Annotated in this window: 22 protein-coding genes and 2 tRNA genes; all 24 read left to right on the plus strand. The window is 49.4% G+C overall.

Features of this window, described 5'->3' with window-relative positions; genetic code table 11:
• The first annotated feature begins 9 nt into the window (after positions 1–9).
• The gene (larE, locus tag ACZ481_RS04970; protein ID WP_464769059.1) at positions 10–837 is read left to right on the plus strand and encodes an ATP-dependent sacrificial sulfur transferase LarE; all 828 of its coding nucleotides are present in this window, start codon (positions 10–12) and stop codon (positions 835–837) included.
• Positions 838–1,093: 256 nt separating this feature from the next.
• Complete coding sequence (gene hpsG, locus ACZ481_RS04975; protein ID WP_464769060.1) at positions 1,094–3,568, plus strand: (2S)-3-sulfopropanediol dehydratase; 2,475 nt, start codon at positions 1,094–1,096, stop codon at positions 3,566–3,568.
• Positions 3,569–3,580: 12 nt separating this feature from the next.
• Positions 3,581–4,510 (plus strand): (2S)-3-sulfopropanediol dehydratase activating enzyme, encoded by a 930-nt coding sequence (gene hpsH / locus ACZ481_RS04980; protein ID WP_464769061.1) that lies wholly within the window; start codon positions 3,581–3,583, stop codon positions 4,508–4,510.
• A 191-nt stretch (positions 4,511–4,701) separates the two neighbouring features.
• The gene (locus tag ACZ481_RS04985; protein WP_464769062.1) at positions 4,702–5,058 is read left to right on the plus strand and encodes a Na-translocating system protein MpsC family protein; all 357 of its coding nucleotides are present in this window, start codon (positions 4,702–4,704) and stop codon (positions 5,056–5,058) included.
• Positions 5,059–5,257: 199 nt separating this feature from the next.
• A complete protein-coding gene (locus tag ACZ481_RS04990) occupies positions 5,258–6,373 on the plus strand; it encodes an ABC transporter substrate-binding protein (protein ID WP_464769063.1) in 1,116 nt (371 codons plus the stop codon).
• 12 nt (positions 6,374–6,385) lie between these two features.
• Positions 6,386–7,180 (plus strand): ABC transporter permease, encoded by a 795-nt coding sequence (locus ACZ481_RS04995; protein ID WP_464769064.1) that lies wholly within the window; start codon positions 6,386–6,388, stop codon positions 7,178–7,180.
• Positions 7,181–7,357: 177 nt separating this feature from the next.
• Entirely contained in the window at positions 7,358–9,211 is a 1,854-nt protein-coding gene (locus ACZ481_RS05000; protein ID WP_464769065.1) for a fumarate reductase/succinate dehydrogenase flavoprotein subunit, read from the plus strand.
• On the plus strand, positions 9,208–9,432 hold the full coding sequence (locus ACZ481_RS05005) for a 4Fe-4S dicluster domain-containing protein (protein ID WP_464769066.1): 225 nt from the start codon (positions 9,208–9,210) through the stop codon (positions 9,430–9,432). Before ACZ481_RS05000 ends, ACZ481_RS05005 begins: the two co-directional genes overlap by 4 nt.
• A 286-nt stretch (positions 9,433–9,718) precedes the next feature.
• Positions 9,719–10,498: an ABC transporter permease gene (locus ACZ481_RS05010; protein WP_464769067.1), complete on the plus strand. Its 780-nt coding sequence runs from the start codon at positions 9,719–9,721 to the stop codon at positions 10,496–10,498.
• 12 nt (positions 10,499–10,510) lie between these two features.
• A complete protein-coding gene (locus ACZ481_RS05015; RefSeq protein ID WP_464769068.1) occupies positions 10,511–11,302 on the plus strand; it encodes an ABC transporter ATP-binding protein in 792 nt (263 codons plus the stop codon).
• Positions 11,303–11,401: 99 nt separating this feature from the next.
• Positions 11,402–12,403 carry an ABC transporter substrate-binding protein gene (locus ACZ481_RS05020; RefSeq protein WP_464769069.1) on the plus strand — a complete coding sequence of 334 codons (1,002 nt, stop codon included), beginning with the start codon at positions 11,402–11,404 and terminating at the stop codon, positions 12,401–12,403.
• Positions 12,404–12,456: 53 nt separating this feature from the next.
• Entirely contained in the window at positions 12,457–13,206 is a 750-nt protein-coding gene (locus ACZ481_RS05025) for a carcinine hydrolase/isopenicillin-N N-acyltransferase family protein (protein ID WP_464769070.1), read from the plus strand.
• Positions 13,207–13,217: 11 nt separating this feature from the next.
• Positions 13,218–14,768, plus strand: a complete 1,551-nt coding sequence (locus ACZ481_RS05030) for an AMP-binding protein (protein WP_464769071.1) — start codon at positions 13,218–13,220, stop codon at positions 14,766–14,768.
• 39 nt (positions 14,769–14,807) lie between these two features.
• Complete coding sequence (locus tag ACZ481_RS05035; RefSeq protein ID WP_464769072.1) at positions 14,808–15,071, plus strand: 4Fe-4S dicluster domain-containing protein; 264 nt, start codon at positions 14,808–14,810, stop codon at positions 15,069–15,071.
• Positions 15,055–16,227: a 2-oxoacid:acceptor oxidoreductase subunit alpha gene (locus tag ACZ481_RS05040; RefSeq protein WP_464769073.1), complete on the plus strand. Its 1,173-nt coding sequence runs from the start codon at positions 15,055–15,057 to the stop codon at positions 16,225–16,227. Before ACZ481_RS05035 ends, ACZ481_RS05040 begins: the two co-directional genes overlap by 17 nt.
• 1 nt (position 16,228) lies before the next feature.
• On the plus strand, positions 16,229–17,068 hold the full coding sequence (locus tag ACZ481_RS05045; RefSeq protein ID WP_464769074.1) for a thiamine pyrophosphate-dependent enzyme: 840 nt from the start codon (positions 16,229–16,231) through the stop codon (positions 17,066–17,068).
• Complete coding sequence (locus ACZ481_RS05050; protein ID WP_464769075.1) at positions 17,065–17,589, plus strand: 2-oxoacid:acceptor oxidoreductase family protein; 525 nt, start codon at positions 17,065–17,067, stop codon at positions 17,587–17,589. Before ACZ481_RS05045 ends, ACZ481_RS05050 begins: the two co-directional genes overlap by 4 nt.
• A 199-nt stretch (positions 17,590–17,788) precedes the next feature.
• Positions 17,789–17,950 carry a hypothetical protein gene (locus ACZ481_RS05055; protein WP_464769076.1) on the plus strand — a complete coding sequence of 54 codons (162 nt, stop codon included), beginning with the start codon at positions 17,789–17,791 and terminating at the stop codon, positions 17,948–17,950.
• Positions 17,951–18,052: 102 nt separating this feature from the next.
• Positions 18,053–18,128: transfer RNA gene (locus tag ACZ481_RS05060), tRNA-Gln, on the plus strand.
• Between the two features lie 3 nt (positions 18,129–18,131).
• A tRNA-Lys gene (locus ACZ481_RS05065) sits at positions 18,132–18,207 on the plus strand.
• A 446-nt stretch (positions 18,208–18,653) separates the two neighbouring features.
• Entirely contained in the window at positions 18,654–20,204 is a 1,551-nt protein-coding gene (locus ACZ481_RS05070) for an acyl CoA:acetate/3-ketoacid CoA transferase (protein WP_464769077.1), read from the plus strand.
• 29 nt (positions 20,205–20,233) lie between these two features.
• A complete protein-coding gene (locus ACZ481_RS05075) occupies positions 20,234–21,043 on the plus strand; it encodes an enoyl-CoA hydratase-related protein (RefSeq protein WP_464769078.1) in 810 nt (269 codons plus the stop codon).
• Between the two features lie 100 nt (positions 21,044–21,143).
• Positions 21,144–21,956 carry a nitroreductase family protein gene (locus tag ACZ481_RS05080; RefSeq protein WP_464769079.1) on the plus strand — a complete coding sequence of 271 codons (813 nt, stop codon included), beginning with the start codon at positions 21,144–21,146 and terminating at the stop codon, positions 21,954–21,956.
• A gap of 84 nt (positions 21,957–22,040) precedes the next feature.
• Positions 22,041–23,489: a sigma-54 interaction domain-containing protein gene (locus ACZ481_RS05085; protein WP_464769080.1), complete on the plus strand. Its 1,449-nt coding sequence runs from the start codon at positions 22,041–22,043 to the stop codon at positions 23,487–23,489.
• Positions 23,490–23,721: the final 232 nt, after the last annotated feature.

The following is a 23,721-nucleotide window of genomic DNA, read 5'->3' on the forward strand; positions in this document are numbered from 1 at the left end:
GGAGGGGCTATGGTGCAGCTTAAAGAAAAATTGGACAATCTCACGCTAATGTTAAAAGAAATGGGTACAGTGATTGTTGCCTTTTCCGGAGGTGTTGACAGCAGCTTCCTGGCGGCGGCAGCTCAGCGGGCCCTGGGCGATAAAGCGGTGGCTGTTACCGCTTATTCCGAGACCTTACCCGAGTCCGAGCGCCAGGAGGCGATCACCATTGCCCAGCAGATCGGCATTCGCCATGTACTTTTGCATATTAGCGAGCTGGTCAGCGAGGACTTTGTGGCCAATACCCCCGACCGTTGCTATTATTGTAAGAAAGAACGGTTTGACGCCCTGCGGCAGTGGGCGGACGAGCAGGCGATCGCCTGGGTGCTGGAAGGCTCGAATGCCGATGATCAATCAGATTACCGTCCGGGAATGCGGGCGGTTGATGAACTGGCCGGTGTCCGCAGCCCTTTGCTGGAGGCCGGCCTGACCAAGGCCGATATCCGGGAATTATCCCGCGCGTGGGGTGTGCCTACCTGGAATAAGCCCAGTGCCGCCTGTCTGTCTTCACGGGTCGCTTACGGCTTGCCGATTACTGCCGAACGGCTGAAACAGATTGAGCTGGCGGAGGCATTTATAAAACAATTCTGTAGCGGGCAGATCCGGGTCAGACATCATGACAACCTGGCCCGCATTGAGGTGTCGCCTGCCGATATTCCAATATTGGCTGATCCGGAGAAAGCCACATTAATCAACGAAGAACTGCGGAAACTGGGCTTTACCTATGTTACCCTGGATTTATCCGGCTACCGTACGGGCAGCATGAATGCGGTTTTGCACTTGCGGGCCAAGCAATAAGGGGCAATTACGCAGATTGCGGCGCAGACCGCCGCTAATTTTACTATTTACCGGGCTTTCGCCGCAGGCAAGTATTGACGGCAGGCAGACCGGGTGCTAAAATTGACAGAAACGGGGCTGGCAAACCCAGCAGCACAATACTATCCAGTTACGTAATGAATAGCTGATCAGAAAGCTGAAGGCTAAGGGCGGTGTTACACCCGCGCTTAGCCTTTTTCTTTTTTAAGCCCTATTGTGAAACGAGGAGGCGGAATTTATGGCAGTAGCTACTGTTTTATCACCCCAGGAACAAAGGCTGAGTGAGGAGCGTACCGGTAAGGCGAAAGCCCATGAGCGGCCAAGGCCGTATCAGATCTTCAATTCCTTTAAAGGCGGCCAACCTAAGATTGACATCGAGCGGGCCCGGTTTTTTACCGAGTCCTTTAAAGAAACCGAGGGGCAGCCGTTAATCCTGCGCTGGGCCAAGGCGCTCAAGCATATTGCCGAGAATATCACCGTGTATATTGATGATGATCAGTTGCTGGCCGGCCGGGCCGGGTGCCCGGGCCGGTATGGCGTTATTTATCCGGAACTGGACGGCTGCTTTTTGGATAAAATCACGGACCTGGCCAGCCGCATCGAATCGCCGTTTCAAATTTCCGCGGCTGACAGCAAATATATTGCCGAGGAGCTGGCGCCTTACTGGCAGGGTAAAACCTTCTATGACAGTCTTGCCGGCTCCCTGCCGCCTGATGTGCTGCAGGTTACCTATGACCCTGCCGATTTATCCAAGTCCAGGTATATTGTGAATGAAACAGCAACCATGCGGTCGGCCTTGCAGTGGGTCCATGACTATGAGCAGGTCCTGAAAAAAGGCTTTAAGGCTATTAAGCAGGAGGCCGCAAGCCGGCTGGCGGCGCTGGACCTGTCTGACCCCAGGGATGCTCTGGAAAAGGCGCCTTTCCTGGAAGCCATTATTGTGGTTGCCGATGCTATTGTTATCTGGGCGAAGCGCCACGGCAGGCTGGCCGCCGGGCTGGCGGAACAAGCAACAGATGCAAGGCGAAAAGCCGAGCTGCGGCACATAGCCCAAATTTGCGAGTGGGTGCCGGAGCATCCGCCGCGTACCTTTTATGAAGCCGTTCAGGCCCAATGGTTTGTGCAGATGTTTTCCCGGCTGGAGCAAAAAACCGGCGCCACCATCTCTAACGGCAGAATGGATCAATATCTCTACCCGTTTTACAGCCGCGATGTAAGCCAGGGCAGGCTGGACCGCGAAGGGGCCAAGGAACTGCTGGAGTGTATGTGGGTAGGCATGGCGCAGTATATTGATCTCTATGTCAGCCCGGCCGGCGCCTGCTTTAACGAGGCTTATGCCCACTGGGAAGCGGTCACGATCGGCGGGCAGGATGAGAATGGCGACGATGCCACCAACGAACTGACCTACTTGTTCCTGGAATCAAAACGGGAATTCCCGATCAACTATCCTGATCTGGCCGCCCGGGTTCACGCCCGTTCCCCCGAGCGTTATCTCTGGGAAATCGCGGAGACGGTCAAAGAGGGCTCCGGTTTTCCGAAGCTGATCAATGATGAAGAGGTTATTCCGCTGCTTGTCGCCAAAGGCGCTGATTTCAGCGAGGCCAACACTTACGCGGTCTCAGGCTGCACCGAGGTTAGAATGCCGAACCGGGACACCTATACCAGCCCGTGCGCCTACGTTAATATCGCCGCCGCCCTGGAACTGGTGCTGAACAATGGCAAAATGAGACTGTACGGTGATGAATTGTTGACTGTGGCCACAGGCGCGCCAGAGAGTTTTGCGAGCTGGGAGGAGTTCTGGCAGGCCTATATTACCCAACAGACCTACTTGCTCAAACAGGCTTTTAAACAGCAGTATATTGTTAATAGGCTGCGGGAAAAGCATTTTGCCGCCCCGCTGGGCTCCGCGCTGCATGAGCAGTGCCTGAAAAACTACAAAGACCTTCATTCAGCAACTATTGAAGGCGGCATTGATCTGGGCTACTTTGATATTATCGGCTACGGTACGGTGGTCGATTCGCTGGCCGCGATTAAGAAGCTGGTGTATGAAGATAAGCGACTACCCCTGGCCGAGCTGCTGGCGGCCCTGGCCAATGACTTTCAGGGCTATGAGGCTACCAGGCAAATGCTGTTAAACGCCCCCCGGTACGGCAATAATGATCCTTATGCCGACTCAATAGCCAAGAGTATCGATTTAGCCGCCCTGGCGTTTACCCACAAATATTCCCGGGCTATTGGCGCCAGCCTTGATGTACGGTATGTGCCGGTTACCTCCCATGTACCCTTTGGCAAGGTGGTCGGGGCCACGGCCAACGGCAGAAAAGCCGGAGCGGCTCTTTCTGACGGCTCTTCGGCCTCCCATGGCGCCGATACCAAAGGGCCGACGGCAGTGCTGATGTCCAATGCGCGCTCCAAGAATCTGGGCTTTAAAGAACGGGCCTCAAGGCTGCTGAATATCAAATTAAGTCCGGCCTGCGTGCAGGGCGAAGCCGGCACAAGCAAAATTACGTCTTTTATCCGCAGCTGGTGCGACCTGAAGCTCTGGCATCTGCAGTTTAATATTATCAATAAGGAAACCTTGCTGGCCGCGCAAAAAGAGCCGGAGAAATACCGGAACCTGCTGGTGCGGGTTGCGGGCTACAGCGCTTATTTTACCGATCTCTCGCCTGATCTGCAGCATGATGTGATTGCCAGAACCGAGCACAGCTTGTAGGGGGGGACCGGGATGCAGCCTCAGAACAAACCGGCCGGCTATGTTTTTAATATCCAGCAATTCTCGGTACATGACGGCCCGGGAATCAGAACAACCGTGTTTCTTAAAGGCTGCCCGCTGCGGTGCCGCTGGTGCAGCAACCCCGAATCACAGCAGCGGCAGCCGGAGCTTGCTCACAACCGGAGCAAGTGCATTGGTCTTGCCGCCTGCGGGCGGTGTCTCCAGGCTTGTCCCCACAACGCGCTGCAGGCGGCAAAGGACGGTAAGCCGGTGATTGTCAGGGAGGCCTGCCAACAATGCTTTCGCTGTGCTGCCGTATGTCCCACCACGGCGATACATATTTTCGGCGAGCGAATGAGTGTGGAGGCTGTTTTAGCAGCGGTAGAACAGGATAACGCATTTTATTCCCGCTCCGGCGGGGGCTTGACAATTAGCGGCGGCGAGCCTTTACTGCAGCCTGATTTTACGGTTTCCCTCCTGCAGGAAGCCAGGCGCCGGCGGATCAATACTGCGCTGGAAACCAGCGGTTATGGTGAGTGGCCGGCGCTGGAACAGGCAAGTAATCATTTAAACACGCTTATCTATGATATAAAATGTCTGGATTCAGATCAGCACCGTGAGCAAACCGGGCTGGCCAACGCTATCATCCTGGAGAATTTCCTCAAGGTGACAGAGGCTTTTCCCAACTTGCCGATTCTTGTCAGAACTCCTGTCATTCCCGGCTTTAATGATACTGAGGCAGAGATTGCGGCCATAACAAATTTTATTAAGCGCAGGCGGGCCAATCTTAGTTATGAGTTGCTGCCTTATCACCGTTTAGGCCGGCAAAAATACGAATATCTGGAACGCAGCTATCCGCTGGGGGATATAAGCTTAACCACAGATCAGCTGGCCTGGCTGAACAGGGTTAAAAATGTTTATGATAATCCACTCACATCCTGATATTACCATTGACACTGCTGCTGCTGTATGGTAATATTAGGGCAATATTTAGCTAGGCTGATTAGAAAAAACTGAAGGCCGAAGCAGTTGGTAGTTTAGTACCGACTCTTCCGGCCTTTTTATTTTGCAACAGGTATACTAATCTATAAGGCTGTGCCTGCGTCCCTGCGGGATTGAGAGGTGTACACAGAGTGAATGTCCCAAAACAGCTTGAACTAACAATTAATCAAAAAGAACAAGTGCTGGAGCGAGAGATCGCCAAGTTTGCTAAAGAGAGAATTGGTAAAGGGCCAAGCAAAACCGAAGTGCGCATTACTGAGGGTATTCTTATTTGTGTGCAATACGGTTTCCTGACAAAAGCGGAGGAGTTAATAATTCAGTCAGGCCATTGGGATAAGGTTATTGACTATCGCCGGGTATATATCCTGCAATGTGTTAAGGATATTGAGGAGATTATTTACCGGGTACTAAAGCGGCGGATAAAGTATTTCTTCCCCAGTTGGCTTTCGGAAGAAAACTTGTCATGCTGGACAATTTATCTGGATTAAAAGCCTGATAAAGGCAAAAATCCTTTAATAAATAGTTATGCTTCTTAACAAAGAACAGATAACTACCTGTTGGTAGCTGTCTGTTCTTTTTTATATTTTGCTGCGAAGGAGGTGAGTCTGACTGCAGTGGGTAGTCTGTCAGGGGGTGAAGGAGCCAGAAAGACATTGTACTACTAAGTAATTTTTGAGGAGGGATTGTATGTTTGGGAAAAAGATGTATATGGAATGCCTGCTGATTATGTTCATTACCGTAACCCTTATAATCGCAGGGTGCTCGGGCCAAAACCAGGGCAGTACAGCAGGAAGTGCCGCCGGGACGCCGCAATCCTCAAAGGAGGTTGTGAAAATCGGAATCGGGTATCAGGCCCCAACCGCTCAAACCTGGGGCGCGTTAATTATTAAAAACAAAAAGCTCTATGAAAAGTATCTGCAGGAAAAGTATCCGGATAAGATTTTTGAGATTGAATGGTTCAATTCACCCTCCGGCCCCCCGCTGACGAATAATATGATTGCCGGTAAATTGCAGCTGGCACTCATGGGCGATATGCCGATATTAATTAATGGCGAGCAAGGACAGACATCGCGCAATTACAAATCAGTGTTCCTTGCTTTTGACGGCAAAGGTGCGGGCGGCAAGAACCAGGCCATCTTAATCCCTAAGGGCAGCAGCACTAAAGTAGCAGACCTCAAAGGCAAAACGATATCGACAATTCTTGGCTCCAGTGCGCACCGGATGCTGCTGGCCGCTCTGGATAGATATGGCTTAACTAACGATGTAACAATTGTTAATCAGGACGTAACCGTGGGCATGAGCAATATCGAACAAAACAAAATCACAGCCCATGCTACCTGGGAGCCCTACCCCAGCCTGATGCAAACGAAAGGGTTCGGTGATGTTTTGCTTGATGGCAGTGAAACCAATGTGGACTATCTGGACGGGGTTGTGGCTGACCGCACCTGGGTGGAAAATAATCAGGGCTATGCGGTTGCTTTTTTAAAGGCATTGATAGCTTCGCACAAATTCATTAGAGAGAATCCAGCGGAAGCGGCGCAAATTTTTCATGAGGAAACTCAGTATCCGCTTGCTGTAACCCAAAAAGTTGTGCAAAATATCAGATTTGATGCCGCCATCTATAAAAAAGATATAACAACGCTGGCGGGCAGCCGGGATTTCCTAAAAAAGCTGGAAAAACTCAAGCATATCGATTTGAACAAGTTTGTCGACGATCAGTATGTAAAAGCCGCTTTTAAGGAGTTAGGCTACCAGTATCCTACCGATTCTGAACTGAATAGTGATTGGATTCCGTTAAAATAGGGGTGGTGATATATGGAAGATTCGACCACTTTTCAATACAAAATGGTCAGGACAAGCAGAAGGATAATAGCTGTTACTGTTTTTATCGGCCTATGGCAGGTTCTGGTTAGCAATAATGTCATGTCGCCGCTAATGTTTGGCAATCTCCCTTCGCCGGCGGAGATTCTGGAAACCTTCATTACAGTTTCTCAGAAACCGGTTTATTATTATCATATCCTGGTGAGTTTCGGGAGAATCATCGCCGGCAGCTTGCTGGCCCTGCCGCTGGCTGTGTTTTTCGGGCTGCTGATTGGATTATCCAGGCTTGCTGAGGACGTATTGCTGTCAATCTTTGACCTGCTGCGCCCCATTCCCCAAATCTCCTGGATACCGGTGGCCATATTAGTTTTTCCTTCGGTGGAAGGCAGTATCCTCTTTATTACTTTTCTTGGTGCCTTTTTTCCCATTCTCGTCAATACAATTGCCGGTGTGGCCAGTGTCAACCCATCCTTAATCATTGCGGCCAAGAGTATGAATGCTACCAGGCTGCAGCTTTTAAGGTATATTTACTTACCGGGGATCACCCCTAATATATTCACTGGTTTCACAATCGGCATCGGCGTATCCTGGATGAGTGTAATTGCCGCCGAAATGATTTCTGGGAAATACGGAATAGGTTATTATACCTGGACTTCCTATACGCTGATGGCGTATGCGGAGACCATTATCGGGATGATTACCATAGGGGCAATGGGGACAGCCTGTTTTGCACTAACTAAAATAATTGAGAAAAGCTTGTTAAAATGGCGGGAAGAGATTGGGGGTTAGACCATAGCAGTCCTGGTACACGGTAGTAAACTCTGTCGTTACCGTTCAGTTGCCCAAACCCCGCACCAGGACAGACTATGATTTTAACAAAATCCGTGATCATGTTTTTCGGGAATTTTCACTAGTTACGGAAACTTCTTTGGAATATGCCATATAAGAAAAATGGGAGGAATAGGAATGGCAATACATTTTATCTCGGCTGACGTAAGTATTATTGGCGGTGGCAGTGCCGGCACTATGGCGGCGATCAAAGCCAAAAGTAAAAACCCTGAGGCCAAAGTCCTCATTCTCGACAAAGGCCCGCTAGAGACTTCCGGCGCGATTGGCAGGGGGATGGATGCTCTGAATATTGTAGCTGTTCCCGGCTATGGAACACCTGAAAATGTAGTGGAGGCTCTGACGAAGGTCACAGAGGGGATATTAGACCAGGAATGTGCTTATGTGCTTGGGGAAAAGAGCCTGCAGGTGATTAAGGATCTTGAGGAATATACCGAGCGCGCGCCTGGTGATTTGTTCCCGCTTGATGAAAATGGTAATTATAAAGCCAGCTTCTTACACCCCACTGAACATCCCTTGTATCTGGCCATGGATGGGGAGGATATCAAGCGGGCGTTAGCAAAACGGGTCCGGGATCTGGGGGTACAGGTACTTGACTTTACGCCTGCCGTGCGTTTGCTGACTACTGACGGCCGGGTGTCGGCCCTGATTGCCTTTAATATTCGTACCGGTGACTTTTATGTAGTTAATACACCGACAGTCATCTTGACTGCCGGTGCTGTGGGTAAGTTTGGTCTGCCACGGGATGGCTATCTCAGCGGCTTGTACGAATTCCCCGGTAATACCGGCGAGGGCTATGCCATGGCCTACCATGCCGGGGCCAATCTGGTAAATCTGGAATGCTTCCAGACCAACCTGTTGATGAAAGACTATAACGGCCCTGCATGCGGCTATGTTGTTATACCAAGAGGCGGCTATGGTGTAAATGCGCTAGGAGAGAAATACTGGACCCATGGCTACTGGTCAGGCGATATGTTCCTGGCAGTCTGGCGGGAATTCCAGGAGGGAAGAGGACCGGTTTATCTGAAAATGGATCATTTGCCTGAAGAAACGATTCAAGGCTTGGAGAAAATTCTCTGGGGGACTGAACGCACCTCACGGGGGCTGTTCCATATTCAGCGCGGCGAAAACTACCGGCGGTGGGACTCGGTTGAGCAAGGTATGGAAGAAATAACACTGTGCAGTGGCCATAGCATGTCAGGTATACAGGTAAATAAGCATACGGAGACTACCGTGCCCGGCCTGTATGCCGCCGGTGACTGCGCGGCAGTTCCGCATCAGTACCTTACAGGGGCTTTCGTTTTTGGCAGTATTGCGGGCGAGCAGGCCGCCGAATTTGCGAAAACGTACACGGCGCCACCGGTGGATATAGACGTAGAGCAGCTGATAGCAGCGATTGTACGGCCGCTGGAACTGGCGGACGGCATCCCGGTGGAGCAAGTTGAATATAAGATTCGTTCTAAGATAAGCCAATATCTAACGCCCCCTAAGAGTGACCCGCTGATGACCAAGCTGTTATGGTGGATTGAGCGAATCCGCCAGGAGGACCTGCCGCGCATAAAGGTCAATGATTATCATGATTTAATCAAAGTAACCGAGGTGCAGAGCATTATCGATTGTGCAGAAATGGCGGCAAGAGCCTCACTGTATCGGACTGAAAGCAGATGGGGGCTGGGTCATTACCGCCTGGCCTATCCCCAGCGGGATCCGGATTGGGATAATAAGTGGGTAGTATTAAATAAAGATAAAAGCTCTGGGAAAATGACGCCCTCCCAGCAAGCAGTACCCAGCCCCCGCTGGACTTTTCCGGCCAGGCTGGATTATGAATATCCGGCTTTACAGCTTAATATTGGTACCGGGTATGAGCACCCGCCTAATAAAGTCAGAGATCCGTGGATTGAGGCCAAGGTGCAAAGCGAGGGTTTGGCAATTCCGCCCCGGTTTGTTCCTGGAAGAGGAGGCGTAAACGCATGAGTTGCAAAGGAAAACAGTATCAATGGCTTGACTTTAGTGGCGAAAAATGCAGCAGCTGTGGACTGTGCATTGATTATTGCCCCCGTGACGTTTTGCGAAAGGGCGATGAGGGCGTGCCGTTTATGAAATATCGGGATGACTGCTGGTATTGTGATATTTGCGCGTTTGTTTGCCCGCAGAAAGCGATTACCCTGAAGGAGGTCCCCTATCTTATTAAATAGTGTTTTCTGATAAATTTCCTCCCTTTTTGCTGGTAATAATTCACATTGACAGGCATGAAAAGGTAATATATACTTAATCTAAATTATGGCTGATCAGAGAACTGAAGGCTAAGAATTCGCGGGAATTCTTAGCCTTCGTTTTTTTTGTCTACCAGAATTTTTAAAAAAATTCTGTGGACATAAGAACGACTCAGGCTTTTGCCGGCGTCCTGAAGGACTTGGCACAAGCCAAGTCTTTTCTTATTTTCAAAAATACAGCTTAATGAGAAAGGGGGAGGGAGCACCAATGAAAAAGTTTACTCTTTGGCTGCAAGAGAATTATCTTGCCTTAGTAGCGCCGGTAATTCTTTTGGCAGTCTGGGAAGCTGCCGGCCAATTCGGTTTGATTCGGGCCACCCTGTTGCCGCAGCCTTCCGCCATTGCCGTTATGCTGGTCGAGTTGCTGGCTTCAGGCGAACTAATCATTCATTTAGGGGTCAGCATCCTGCGGGTTGCCCAAGGCTTTATCATTGGGGCCCTGCTTGGCGTACTGGTGGGTGTGCAGGTAGCACTGGTAAAGAAACTGCGGATCGCGGTCAGCCTTATTTTTGGGGTCCTCAGGCCGATTCCGGTCATTGCCTGGATTCCGGTCCTGATTCTGTGGATGGGGATTGATGAAGGCTCTAAGATAACGGTGATTGCCATCGGCAGCTTCTGGACTGTATTGGTAAGCGTGGTCCAGGGTATTCGCAATGTTGATAAAAAATATTTAGAAGTGGCCACGATCCTGGAGAAAGATCAGGTGACCCTGTTAACCAAGGTTATTTTACCGGCAGCGCTGCCGGCGATTTTTACCGGGGTCCGGGTCGGCATCGATGTGGCGTGGCGCAGTGTGGTGGCGGCTGAGCTGATTGCCGCGTCCTCCGGGATTGGGTATATGATTATGTACGCCCGGGAATTATCGCAGATTGATGTTGTGTTGGTCGGGGTGCTTTCCATTGGCTTTACCGGCATTATTATTGACCAGCTGCTGCGATTGCTGGAGCAGCGGCTGCTGAGCTGGAATGTCAATATGCACGAATCATAGGAGGTGAGAGGTATGAGTTTATCTGAGGCAGCGCCGCAGCCGCTTACCATTGCTAATCTGAATAAAACCTTTGCTATTGCCGGTAAACAGGTGCCTGTTTTAAAAGACATTAATCTGGCAGTAAAACCGGGTGAGTTTATCAGTATTATCGGCCCCAGCGGCTGCGGAAAAAGTACGCTGCTCAGGCTGGTGGTCGGGCTGGAGCAGGGATTCTCCGGCGAAATACGCCTGGGTGAGGATTTGATTAAGGGGCCGGGCGTCAACCGGGGCATGGTGTTCCAGGAGTCCCGGCTGTATCCCTGGCTGACTGTTGAGGAAAACATCGCTTTTGGCTTGCGGCGCGGCTACAACACAGCGGAGAAAAAGCGCATTGTCCGGGAGCATCTCGAACTGGTGGGCTTAACCGGCTTTGTGAACGCCTATCCGCACCAGTTATCAGGCGGCATGCAGCAGCGGGTGAGTATCGCCCGGGCTTTGGTCAACCGTCCGCAGGTCCTGCTCCTGGATGAACCGTTTGGTGCTTTGGATGCCATGACCCGGATTAATATGCAGCAGGAGATTATCCGGATATGGCAAGCGGAAAAAACGACTATTCTGTTGGTCACCCATGATATTGATGAAGCCATCTTTCTGGGCGACAGGGTTGTGGTAATGTCTAAGCTGCCGGCGACCGCCAAATCAATCGTGCCGGTCGATTTGCCCCGGCCCCGCGACCGCAACAGCTTTGAGTTTGTGAGAATCCGCAAGGCAATCTATTCTGAATTTTTTTCCGATGTTGAAGTGCCCTTTGCTTATAGCATCTAACCACTCATTGATTTACAGGTAAGGAGGGTTAGGCTTATAGCTACATACGCGAGGCTGCAGGTCCGGGTTAGAAATGATAAGAAATAAGGAGTCGATAGTATGGGGAAGAAAAATATAATTGTTGCACTGCTAATGATATTTGTAATTGGCATCTTGGCGGCCGGGTGCGGCGGCAATGATACCAAGACGGCCGAAGTAGCGAAAAATACGGAAAAACCCCAAGAAATTCACGTTGCTTACCAAAACTCCAGCATAATCATTCTGCTGGCTAAAGCCAAAGGCCTGTATGAAGAAGAGTTTGCCAAAGACGGGATTGATGTAAAATATGATCTTTACCTGTCCGGGCCCCCTATGATTGAAGCCTTTGCCGGCGGCCGGGCCGATTTTGCCCACACCGGTGATATGCCGCCGGTATCAGCCCGGGCAGCCGGTGTGGATATCAAGGTAATCAGCCGGGCCGGCTATACACCGGGCGGGAATGCGCTTTTGACTCGCCCCGATTCCCCCGTTAAGTCTGTTACCGATTTAAAAGGCAAAAAAATCGCCGTGCAGGTTGGTTCAAGTGCCCACCATTTCCTCATTTTGCTGCTGCAAAAGAACGGACTTAGCGCGAATGATGTCAATATCGTGAACCTGCCGGCAAGTGATCACCAGGCCGCTCTGGAAACCCAAAACGTTGAGGCTGTTGCAACCTGGGAACCCTGGTCGTCTGTTTTAGAGAATGCGAAAGCCGGCAAGATCCTGGAGGATTCCTCCAGCGGGGTCAAACGGTATATTGGCGTATTCCTGGCCCGCAATGACTTTGCCAAACAGTATCCGGACTATACCGTGCGCATCCTTAGAGCGAACGAAAAAGCCGCTGCATTTATGAAAAGCAATCCCGATGAGGCCCTGGAGCTGATTGCCAAAGAGAGCAAGCTGCCGGTATCGGCGATTGCCAGAATCGTAAAAACCTCGGATTGGGATTCCAAGATTATTCCGGAAGATATTGCCGCCCTTCAGCAGGTAAAAGACTTCCTGAAGGAAACCAAGGTCCTCAAGAAAGACTTTGATATCAATGAATTGTTTGATGACCGCTACTATCAAAAGCTTAAGCAATAAATAGCAGCAGCGGGCACCGGCAAGGGCTTGTCCGGGGCAGGAGATGAAAATATATGTGCACGTTAGGGGCTATATACGGTAAATACTTGTTTAAAAACCGGGACATGGAGCCAGGCGCCGGTTTGGCTGAAGATTTGCTGCGTGGTCATGGCCGCTACCGCTATATCGGGGTGGCCGGCCACGCAAGCCCGCTGGAACGTGGGTTAAACAGCGGCATGAATCAGGCCGGGGTAGCTGTTGCTATGACCTTCGCGGATTATACGCCACTCACTGAGGCAATTAAGAACCGGACTCCGCGCGGGGTGCTTGTTGAAGACATCCTGCGCAGTGCCGGCAACCTGGCGGACGCGTTGCGGATCGCTGGCGACTGCTTGTTAACTACGCCGTTAGTGGGCGGAAATATTGTTATTATGACTCCTGACGGCGGTGCGGTAATTGAGCAGCTTTATCCTAATTATGCGGTTCAGCTTGTCACGCAGCCTGTTACTGTGCGCACCAACCATTTTCTTAACCTGGCGGTGCCGGGGAAGCTGGCGGTAAACGGAGAAAATAGCAGAATTCGTTTCGCCCGGTGTACGCGGCTGCTGACGGCAGCCGCATTACCGGCACAACCCCTGGCTGAAGGTTTTTCCGTTGGGAGCATAAGCCGGGTACTGGCTAACCATGAAGAACCGCATCCTATCTGCCGGCATGGCGGTGACGCCCAGACCGTATCCACCGCCATCTATGATCTTGACAACCGGGCAATGCATTACGTTTATGGCAATCCATGCGATCAGCCATTAGCCCATTATACCGTATAGGGGAGAGGACTATGAGTTTTGAATCCTTGGCGCAGCTGATGGAATATCGGGCTTTACATGACCGGGAGCGTCTGTTTGCATCATCGCCGGAACAACAGACTGACTTAACCTACGGTGCGTTTTACCAGTCTGCCCGCGAATTTGCGCGGTACTTAGCCCGGCAAGGCCTGCACAATGGCGGGCGCGTAGCCGTGATACTGGATAACGGGCTGGACTGGGTACTGGCGTTTTGGGGCATTCTGTTGGCGGGCGGGGTGGCCGTTCCGCTCAATCCCCGCTTCAAACCCTCGGAAAGCGCGGGCTTGCTGGGTCAGGCCGCTGCCCAATTGATTATTGCAGACAGCGAGGGGGCAAAGGCATTGCCCCCTGAACTGTTTGCCGGTCCGGTCAGTCGTTATCAGTCAGGTCATGCTGGCCGGCAGGAACTGCTGATTGTTGCCCTGACTCAGCCGCCGCAAGCTGTTGGGGCAGCGGCGGCTGGATCAGGGCCTGAGGCGGAGGCGCTCCTGCTGTTTACATCCGGATCAACCGGCGTGCCTAAGGGTGTTGTCCTAACCCACGGCAATTTACTGGCCGAGGCCGGCTTTATCCAGCAGGGGCACAGGCTGACTGCTCAGGATATCACTTTGTGCATCCTGCCGTTTTTCCATATCAACGGCTTGATTATAACGCTGCTTACGCCTGTGTTTACCGGCGGGCGGGCGATTATACCGCGCCGGTTCAGCGCCGGCAGCTTCTGGGGCTGGGTGAAGCAGTACCAGGTAACCTGGTTTAGTGCGGTGCCGACCATTTTGTCAATCCTGCTTTCCCGGACCGAAGCATGCCCTGGGCAGGCACCGAGTCTGCGGTTTGCCAGGTCGGCATCCTCCTCGCTGCCTGTGGCTATTCTGCAGGAATTTGAGAAACGGTACCAGGTGCCGGTCATCGAAGCCTATGGGCTGTCCGAAGCCGGCAGTCAGGTGGCAACCAATCCGCTGCCGCCCGCAAGCAGAAAGGCCGGTTCAGTCGGGTTGCCTGCGGGGAATGAGATGCGGGTGGTGGATGAGAACGGCCAGGACGTTGCTGCCGGGGTAGCCGGCGAGGTTATTCTCCGGGGGCCTAATGTTACGTCAGGGTATCTTAACAACCCGGCGGCAAATCAGGAAAGCTTCAAACAGGGCTGGTTCTATACCGGTGATTTGGGCTATTTTGATGAAGACGGCTATCTCTTTCTGACCGGCAGGAAAAAAGAATTAATCAACCGGGCGGGGGAAAAAATTTCACCCCGGGAGGTGGATGAGGTTCTCTACCAGTTGCCGGAGATTGAGGTGGCTGCTGCAGTCGGCGTACCTGACAGCTTGCTGGGCGAGGAGATTGTCGCGTTTGTGCAGCTGCGGCCGGGGGCCGAGTTAAGCACCGAAACCGTGCTCGCTCATTGCAAGTCGTATCTGGCCGATTTCAAAGTGCCTAAAGCTATTTTCTGTATTGATGATTTTCCCAAAGGCGCCAACGGCAAAATCCAGCGGCGCAGGTTAGCCGAGCTGCACAGCCGGCTGACTGCCGCCAGGGCCGTGGAGTGCTGATTGTATAAGCGCTAGAAAAGAAAGGAGCTGCCGGCTGTTATGGTAGCTAAATTACAAACAGGAAAATATAATGTCCAGGTTGACGGTCAAGGCTGTAAGGCTTGTGGCTATTGCCTGGAGGTTTGTCCTAAGGATGTTTTTGACCAGGCTGATTATTTTAATGCAAAAGGCTATCGTCCTGTCCGGGTGAAAGCCGCAGCGGCCTGTATCGGCTGTCGGCGCTGCTTTTTTGCGTGTCCCGATTTTGCGATTGATGTAAATAAAAAAACCGCCGAGGAGGATTGTCGTGAAAAGAATATTTGACACAGGCAATGCGGCAATTACCGAAGCAGCTATTTTTGCCGGCTGCAAGGTTTTCGCCGGCTATCCGATTACGCCGGCAACCGAAATTGCCGAGAACATGTCGCGGCGGCTGCCTCAGGTAGACGGTTATTATGTTCAGGCCGAAGACGAGTTATCAGCAATGCATATCTGTATTGGCGCCTCCCTGGGGGGGCTTAAGGCCATGACTTCGACCTCCGGCCCGGGCTATATCCTGTTCGCAGATCCCTATGGCTGGGCTTTAGGCAGCGAGATTCCGGTTGTCGTAGTCAATGCCCAGCGGGTAGGGCCGGTCAGCGGCATTACCGGAGCACCCGGGCAGGGGGAATTTTATCTCAGCCGCTATCCGACCCACGGGGGTAATTTCGAGAGTATTGTTCTGGCGCCAAACAGCGTACAGGAAGCTTTTACCCTGACGGTAGAGGCCTTTTATCTCGCGGAGCGGTTTAGGATGCCTGTTACTGTTCTGGCTGATCAAATTGTAACCGATGGCTGGGAAACACTGCTGATTCCCGAGACCCCGGCCGAGATAGAGGCAATGGGACTGCGGGTTTATCCCCGGAAAATTAATTATGGTCCGGAATTTTATCCGGCAACCGATGAGATTGACGTGCCGCCGGTTGTATTAGGGCATAACACGGGGGCTGCCTGCTCGGACTGGACGCCTACGGCCGAAGGGTTTGACACCGAAGAGGTTGAATGGCAGCATAAGCATGCCTATCGTTTGATTTATAAGGTGAGAAACCACAGGGAGCTTATTACCCGTTATGAAGAGATCGCGACAGAGGACAACCCGGATGTTATTCTAGTGGCCTATGGCAGTCCGTCGCGCGTATTAAAAAGCGCGGTAAAAGCGGCCCGGGAGCAGGGGCTAAAGGTAGGCGGCATTCGTCTGGTTTCTATCTGGCCCTTCCCGGATGAAGTGTTCAGCCGCAGCGCCAAGTACCTGTCTGTAGAACTAAACTATGACGGCCAGTTGGTCCGGGAAGTGCAGCGGGCGGCGCCGAAAGACAGTGAAATACATTTTCTGGGCCGCTGCGGTGAATTGCCCAAGGTTGCGGAATTAGTGGCTGCGGCCCGTAATTTAATCAACGGCCAGCCGCTGGAAAGCGTAAAATGGCAGCGGGAGGCTTGGTAGGATGGACTATTTGGCAACAAGATACCTAAAGGCGAAAAAAATTCCCAGCACCGCCTGCAGTGGCTGCGGTTTGGGACAAGTGCATAAAAAGGTTCTACTGGCGATTGATGAGCTGGGACTTGCTACCGGCGATATTGTATGGGGAACCGGGATCGGCTGTTCCGGCCGGCAGACGTTTAATACCTGGAAGGGGGATAATTTTGCCGGCACCCATGGGCGTGTTTACGCCATCGCCACCGGTTTGCGCCTGGCGCTTCCCCCGGAGAAAAAAATAGTGCTTACCGTGGGGGATGGCGATGCGTTCGGTATCGGCCTGCTGCACCTGCTGCACTCGGTGCGCAGAAATGTGGATATGACTGTAATTGTGGCCGACAACTTCGGCTATCAGTCTACCGGCGGCCAGTATGGGTACACAACCCCCAACGGTTCAGTGACCGACAGCAGCCCCTATGGCATGCAGGATCCCAACTGGGTACAGGACGGCCGGGATATCCTGGCTGTGTTAAGGGCAGCCGGGGCCGGGTTCTTAGCCAGACATACCAGTGTGGAAGGCCAGAATGCCGTCGAGAGTATTAAACAGGCGATTCAATTCAAAGGGTTTTCGCTGGTGCATGTAGTTTATCCCTGTATAACCAACTTTGCCGGCAAAGCCCTGGGGTCACGCAAGCCGGTGGTGGCTTACCGCTGGCTTACAGAGCGGACCAATCCGGAGCCGGCCGCGGCTATTGACGGCATTACTTTTCAGACTGGAATCTATTATCAGGCCGCAGCCGGCAGACCGGAGTTTTCCGAGCAAATGAGGAATTTTACAGCGGCTGTGCGTAAGGGAGGGGCAAAATGAAGCGAACGGAAATCTTGGTTAGCGGCTTTGGCGGCCAGGGTGTTGTCCGGCTGGGACAGATTTTCAGCACGGCGGCAGTTTATGAAGGACTGTTTACTACCATGCTGGTGAGCCACGGGACGGAAACCCGGGGCGGTTATGTCCGCAGTCAGATCGTGTTGTCCGGTTCGCCGATTGACAGCCCGGTAGTCGAGAGCCCGGATTATTTTTGCGCCATGTCCACGGCTGCCTACAGTAAATTTGGTGCTTTGGTTACGGCGGGGACAATTATTTTTGATCCCGGCTATATCGAACCTGATTCCGCATTGGCGGCCCAGCATATTGCGCTGCCGGCCAGAGAGCTGGCCGTGAAAGAACTGGGGCGGGATATTTTTGCCAATATTATTTTTCTGGGTATGCTGGGGCAGCAATTAAAAACAGCAATCAGCAAAGAGAACTTATTAAAAGCGCTGGCAGCGAGAGTGCCTAAATTTATCGAGGAGAATCAGCAGGCCTTTGAGTTTGGTTATAAGTTTGCTTAATTGCTGGTATTTATATTACCGCGAAGGTAGCGATACACTCCTTTGCGGTTTTAACTCCTTTGTTTCATTAGCAAAAAACGCTTCTAAAACTAATAGAAGCGTTTTTTGTATAATTATTTATTTTCTAGGGCAGGAATAATATATATTATATGGAAATAAAAGGTAAACAGACAAGCTGGCCAGGAAAGAGGGGGTTATAATGAATAATCAAGCGCAGCCGCTATTAGTTCCCTTTATATGTGATAAGTGCGGCAAAGTATTGGCCTGGGCATTGCCTGAAGCCACCGTTTGCTGCAAACAGTGCGGTAAATGGGTTAATCATGCCGGTGTCAAAAGTCAGGAGAAGGCAATTACCGCGTAACCCCGGCCGGAAATATAGAATTTGTATGTGTTTCCATTTGACAAAAGCCGGCTAAGTATGTATAATATCATTTGTAACGTTTTTGTTAATGGCATTTTTTATTGGGGCGTAGCCAAGCTGGTAAGGCACGGGACTCTGACTCCCGCATTCGTAGGTTCAAGTCCTGCCGCCCTAGCCATTTGACTCACTAGCTCAACTGGCAGAGCAACTGACTCTTAATCAGTAGGTTGTAGGTTCGATTCCTACGTGGGTCACCAGAAGCAACTCAGGGCTTTCCGGACTTGGTCTGGAAAGCCTTTTTGTTTTACGACAACCGTCATAACAACGGAAGCGAGAAGATCTGTGAATATCGTCTCCCAAAAGGTGACATTCACGGGCTTTTTTATTTTTGATTGCCGGTTGGTCTTGGCTCTAACTTTCGCATTTTTGCGCCAACCACAGGCTCCTTTACAATTATTCCAGTTTACCTTCGTTCATGTGCGTTTTTGCACGTTGCGTATGCTAAATTGCATATTAAATATTTTTCAATATTTCGGTTTTATTTATAAGGTTCTGGAATTTCATATGCGAAATTGCACGTGAAAATAAAATATAAAGTACACTAGAGATACTACTAACTATACGTAACGTATGCTACATAGTATTTGGCATAGATAATGCATATGTAAGATTGCATATGCATTTCTTTGGGTAGGTGAAGATCGTGAATAAAGTAATAAATAAAAGCGAAGCAATAGAGCTAATAAAGGATGGTGATACTGTTGGTATTGCTGGCTTTGTCGGCAGTGGGCATCCAGAAACGCTTTCTGCAGCCATTGAGGAATCATTCTTGACCAATAGACATCCTTGCGACTTAACTATTATATTTAGTGCTGGAATTGGTGATGGAAAAAATCGCGGTACAAACCATTTCGGCATTGAGGGCCTGATTAAGAGAGCAATTGGTGGCCACTATGGGCTAGCGCCCAAACTAGGTAAATTGATCGCTGAAAATAAGATTGAGGCTTACAATTTACCACAGGGGGTGGTTGCCCACTTATTTCGCGAAGCTGCCGGCAAAAAAGCTGGGCTACTAACAAAAGTAGGATTGGGTACGTATATTGATCCAAGACTGGAGGGGGGACGGCTAAATTCTTTAACTAAGGACGATATTGTCAGTGTTATGGAGATTGACGGGCAAGAATGGCTGTTTTATCGGACAATACCTATCAAAGTCGCATTGATAAGGGGGAGCACTGCCGACGAAGATGGGAATCTCTCTATGGAACGAGAAGCGGTTTATACCGAGGCAATTTCAATTGCGCAAGCAGCAAAGGCTAATAAAGGGATAGTAATTGCCGAAGTGGAAAGGATAGCCGCTAAAGGAACTCTTGACCCCAGATTGGTAAAAGTGCCAGGCGTGCTGGTAGATAAAGTCGTAGTTGGTGATAAGGATAAATTCTGGCAAACGTATTCCGAATTTTATAACCCTGCTTATGCCGCCGAGTTACGTATTCCCGAATACTCTATAAAAGCTATGGCTTTGAATGAACGCAAAATTATCGCGCGGCGAGCTGCAATGGAACTTAGGGCAAATAGTCTGATCAACCTGGGCATAGGTGTGCCTGCAGGCGTATCTGCTATAGCGGCTGAGGAGGGCTTAATTCATAAGATTACGTTGACTGTGGAAGGAGGGGCTATCGGTGGAATACCGGCCGGTGGGCTAAATTTCGGAGCTGCGGTCAATGTTGCAGCCTTGATTGACCATGCATACCAATTTGATTTATATGATGGCGGGAACTTGGACGTTGCGTGTCTGGGCATGGCTCAGGTCGATACTACAGGGAATGTCAACGTTAGTAAATTCGGCCCCAAGGTTGTTGGGTGCGGCGGGTTCATTAACATTTCACAAAATGCCCCAAAAGTAGTTTTTTGTGGATCATTCAATGCTAATGGGTTGGAAGTAGTTTGCCGTGAAGGTCAGTTAGTCATTCTCAAGGAAGGTTTAGAAAAGAAATTCGTAGGTAAGGTAGATCAAATTACTTTTAGCGGTAGCTATGCGAAATCAGTTAACCAGGCTGTAATTTATGTGACGGAGCGTGCCGTGTTCGAGCTGACTGATGAGGGACTCGTACTGACGGAGATAGCTCCGGGCATTGACTTACAAAAGCATATCTTGGACCAGGTGGATTGTGCGGTTAAGGTTTCACCCTGTTTAAAATGGATGGATTCCGCAATTTTTTGCATGGAACCAATGGGTATAGTATTTAGATAATAATTTGGGTATAAAATGGAGGGAAATAAATGAAATCCTTGACAAATCTGTTATTTGAAGTTAATGATGGTATAGGCGTCATCAAATTCAATCGGCCGCAAGTTCTTAACGCATTAAATGTAGAGGTATTACAGGAATTGTCCTTTCTGCTTAATTATCTGAGAGGAAAAGAAGAAGTTCAGGTTGTGATATTGACAGGCAATGGGGATAAAGCATTTGTAGCAGGGGCCGATATTCCCGCAATGCTGCCCTTGAATGTTCAGCAGGGAAAAGAATTCGCTTTTCTTGGACAAGAACTATTACATATGATTGAAGAATTTGAAAAACCAATTATTGCAGCTATAAATGGATTTGCTCTTGGCGGCGGGACTGAAATTGCAATGGCTTGTGACATTAGAATCGCTTCCGCTCGGGCAAAATTTGGACAACCGGAGGTCAAACTTGGAATTATTCCTGGTTTTGGCGGTACGCAACGCTTACCGCGGCTGGTAGGCAAAGGTATGGCAAAGATGCTGATCTTTACTGGACAAATGATTAATGCCCAGGAAGCACTACGCATCGGGCTAGTTGAAAAAGTAGTGCCTCATGATCAGCTAATGACCGAGGCTCTGGCTGTAGCTGCGGCTATAAGCGCCGTAAGCCAACCGGCTGTACGCTTGGCGAAATCCGCTATTAACCATGGCTTGGATGTGGATATAAAGAACGGCAATAAGATTGAAGCATTAGCTTTCGGTCATTGCTTTGCCTTGGAAGATCAGGTTGAGGGAATGACGGCTTTTATTGAAAAACGACAACCCATTTTCCCAAAAGATTATAGAGAAAAACCGAAACAAATCTAAGTGCCCGGACTTGTTTTTTGGTCTGCGCTCGTATGTACTATATAGCATGAATTGAATGTGAAACTTGAGTTGCTCAATCATAGTAGAAAAGGTGGTTTAAATGGGGAGTTTAACTGTTGATCAAGAGCGCTGTGTGAAGTGTGGGATATGTGCCGAGGTTTGTCCTGCAGGCATAATTCGCATTGTGAAAGGCCAACCGCAGAGTATTCTCGATAAAGCGTGTATGGCTTGCGGTCATTGTGTTGCTATTTGTCCCCGGGAAGCTCTGGATAATACTAAGACTCCTTTTGTAAATCAAATAAGTTTAGAAAGCGTTTCTAATCTGGATGAGGCAACTGCGTCTCGTTTTATTAGGGCCCGCAGATCTATTCGCTGTTACAGACCTGAATTGGTTCCAAGGGAAAAGCTTAACCAACTACTCGATCTTGCCCGGTTTGCTCCTTCGGGCAGTAATGCCCAAGGGATATCCTTTATAGTTGTCGAAAACCGGGAAATATTGAAAAAGATTGTTGCGGTGACAGTCGACTGGTTAGAGGAACAAATAAATCTGGGATTAGATTGGACTAAACGATATACCGGGGTAGCCAAGGTTTACCGTCGAACCGGTCAGGATGTTATTCTGCGGGATGCTCCACATCTTATTGTTGCAGTGGCTGCGGGGGATGATGTCTTTGGACGGGACAATGCAATTCTTGCGCTGGCTTATGCTGAATTATACGCGCCTACAATAGGTGTCGGTACTTGCTGGAGTGGTTTCATCGAGATGTGTGCCTTTGCGGAGTATTCTCCGCTAATTCAACTTTTGCAGGTTCCCGAGAGCCAAAAGGTAACAGGTGCAATTATGGCCGGTTATCCCAAATACACCTTCCGCCGATTAGTAGACAGAAATCCGTTGCACGTAACTTGGCTGTGAAACAGAAGCAGTAGCTTATTAAAAAACTATTAGGTGAACGACAATGGAAGATAGCATTTGTAATCAGGTATAGGGAGGGTAATAATGGAAAAGGATTTGATAGCGGACTCTGCTGATATGGCTGAAATATTCGACGCACTAGATGTAGGTGTTTTCGTAACAGATAAAAATTGTAAGATAGTCGCAATTAATGAATTCTTCGGGAATGTAACAACCATAGCCCGGGAAGAATTAGTCGGTTTACCTGTGCAGTACATGTTGGATAAAGGTTATATTTCCGAATCGGTGTGCCAAAAAGTTGCAAAAGACCGCAGGCCTACTACTTGTATATTGCGCTACAAAAATATTGACAGGGAAGTAATAGTCACAGGAAAACCTGTTTTTGACGATAAAGGTGAACTAAATTATATCGTTTGTACCTTGAAGGACTGGGACCTTCTGACGGAACTTTATAAAGAACTTCACAAAATTAAAAAGCAGTCCGAACACTACCGGGCCCAACTGCATAATATAGCTATTCAGCAGATGGAAGATGCGGAATATATTGCAAAAGATGAGAAAACCAAAAAAATGCTGCAGTTAGCAACACGTATTGCTAAGGGGGATTCCGCCGTCCTTATACTTGGGGAATCGGGTGTGGGTAAAGACATGTTAGCAAAATTCATTCATAGATATAGCCCACGTTATTCAGAACAAGGAAGCTTTGTACACGTTAATTGCGGCGCAATCCCTGAATCGCTATTTGAGGCGGAGTTTTTCGGATATTCCCCCGGAGCTTTCACGGGTGCGAATAAAAATGGCAAGCCTGGACTCCTTGAAATCGCCGACAAAGGAACGTTGTTTTTAGATGAAATAGCCGAACTCCCATTATTCATGCAGGCTAAGTTACTAAAGGTATTGCAGGTAAGAAGCATTACGCGGGTTGGTGATACCCGTGAGAAAAATGTTGATGTTAAAATTATCGCTGCGACCAATAAAGATTTAAAAAAGCTAGTAGACACCGGTCAGTTTCGAGAAGACCTGTATTATAGACTTAACGTATTTCAAGTTAATATCCCAAGCTTACGACAAAGAAGAGATGATATCCCACCGTTGATCTCTCACTTTCTAATTAAATTCAATGAAAAATATAAACAAAATAAGACTATAAAACCTGAAGTTGTTGATGCATTTATGAGCTATAGCTGGCCTGGTAATGTAAGGGAATTGATGCATACTATCGAACGGCTTGTAGTGTTATGTCCGGAAGATATTATCGATATCAGCCATCTGCCCGAAAGTTTTTCGGAAAACCTGCTAGTAACAGAGGCTGTTAAACTATCGAGTACCTTATCTCTAAAAAGCATTATAGAAAGGGTCGAAAAGGCCGTTATTTTAAATGCTATTACTAAAACCGAGAGGCTCCAGGATACTGCCAGTCAGTTAGGTCTTGATCTTTCAACATTGACTAGAAAAAAGCAGAAATATGGGATATTCAAAAAGGGTGCTGCGATGCACCAAAAAGATGCTGAAGCGCACATTGATGAATCGTGAAATAATAACTATTGTCAGGTAGTGTGTTTTCATATTCAGGTGCAAATCTTCACATCTGATTGAGGTATATATTTGAAGAACTGCTAAGGTTATTGATTTTTAAATGTTAAGTATATGTGCTAACAAGCCACTTGTTTATTATTTGAACAAGTGGCTGCTTGTTTGTTGGCACGAAAATTGCTTTACATTACAATGTACCTGAGAATAGGAGTGCCATGGGGACGGCAATGGC

This window comes from Sporomusa intestinalis, from assembly GCF_055383785.1.

Excerpts from the sequence above, each read along its gene's own strand:
- larE (WP_464769059.1), top strand. The coding sequence starts at position 10 with ATGGTGCAGCTTAAAGAAAAATTGGACAATCTCACGCTAATGTTAAAA.
- hpsG (WP_464769060.1), top strand. The coding sequence starts at position 1,094 with ATGGCAGTAGCTACTGTTTTATCACCCCAGGAACAAAGGCTGAGTGAG.
- hpsH (WP_464769061.1), top strand. The coding sequence starts at position 3,581 with ATGCAGCCTCAGAACAAACCGGCCGGCTATGTTTTTAATATCCAGCAA.
- ACZ481_RS04990 (WP_464769063.1), top strand. The coding sequence starts at position 5,258 with ATGTTTGGGAAAAAGATGTATATGGAATGCCTGCTGATTATGTTCATT.
- ACZ481_RS04995 (WP_464769064.1), top strand. The coding sequence starts at position 6,386 with ATGGAAGATTCGACCACTTTTCAATACAAAATGGTCAGGACAAGCAGA.
- ACZ481_RS05000 (WP_464769065.1), top strand. The coding sequence starts at position 7,358 with ATGGCAATACATTTTATCTCGGCTGACGTAAGTATTATTGGCGGTGGC.
- ACZ481_RS05005 (WP_464769066.1), top strand. The coding sequence starts at position 9,208 with ATGAGTTGCAAAGGAAAACAGTATCAATGGCTTGACTTTAGTGGCGAA.
- ACZ481_RS05010 (WP_464769067.1), top strand. The coding sequence starts at position 9,719 with ATGAAAAAGTTTACTCTTTGGCTGCAAGAGAATTATCTTGCCTTAGTA.
- ACZ481_RS05015 (WP_464769068.1), top strand. The coding sequence starts at position 10,511 with ATGAGTTTATCTGAGGCAGCGCCGCAGCCGCTTACCATTGCTAATCTG.
- ACZ481_RS05020 (WP_464769069.1), top strand. The coding sequence starts at position 11,402 with ATGGGGAAGAAAAATATAATTGTTGCACTGCTAATGATATTTGTAATT.
- ACZ481_RS05025 (WP_464769070.1), top strand. The coding sequence starts at position 12,457 with ATGTGCACGTTAGGGGCTATATACGGTAAATACTTGTTTAAAAACCGG.
- ACZ481_RS05030 (WP_464769071.1), top strand. The coding sequence starts at position 13,218 with ATGAGTTTTGAATCCTTGGCGCAGCTGATGGAATATCGGGCTTTACAT.
- ACZ481_RS05035 (WP_464769072.1), top strand. The coding sequence starts at position 14,808 with ATGGTAGCTAAATTACAAACAGGAAAATATAATGTCCAGGTTGACGGT.
- ACZ481_RS05045 (WP_464769074.1), top strand. The coding sequence starts at position 16,229 with ATGGACTATTTGGCAACAAGATACCTAAAGGCGAAAAAAATTCCCAGC.
- ACZ481_RS05050 (WP_464769075.1), top strand. The coding sequence starts at position 17,065 with ATGAAGCGAACGGAAATCTTGGTTAGCGGCTTTGGCGGCCAGGGTGTT.
- ACZ481_RS05055 (WP_464769076.1), top strand. The coding sequence starts at position 17,789 with ATGAATAATCAAGCGCAGCCGCTATTAGTTCCCTTTATATGTGATAAG.
- ACZ481_RS05075 (WP_464769078.1), top strand. The coding sequence starts at position 20,234 with ATGAAATCCTTGACAAATCTGTTATTTGAAGTTAATGATGGTATAGGC.
- ACZ481_RS05080 (WP_464769079.1), top strand. The coding sequence starts at position 21,144 with ATGGGGAGTTTAACTGTTGATCAAGAGCGCTGTGTGAAGTGTGGGATA.
- ACZ481_RS05085 (WP_464769080.1), top strand. The coding sequence starts at position 22,041 with ATGGAAAAGGATTTGATAGCGGACTCTGCTGATATGGCTGAAATATTC.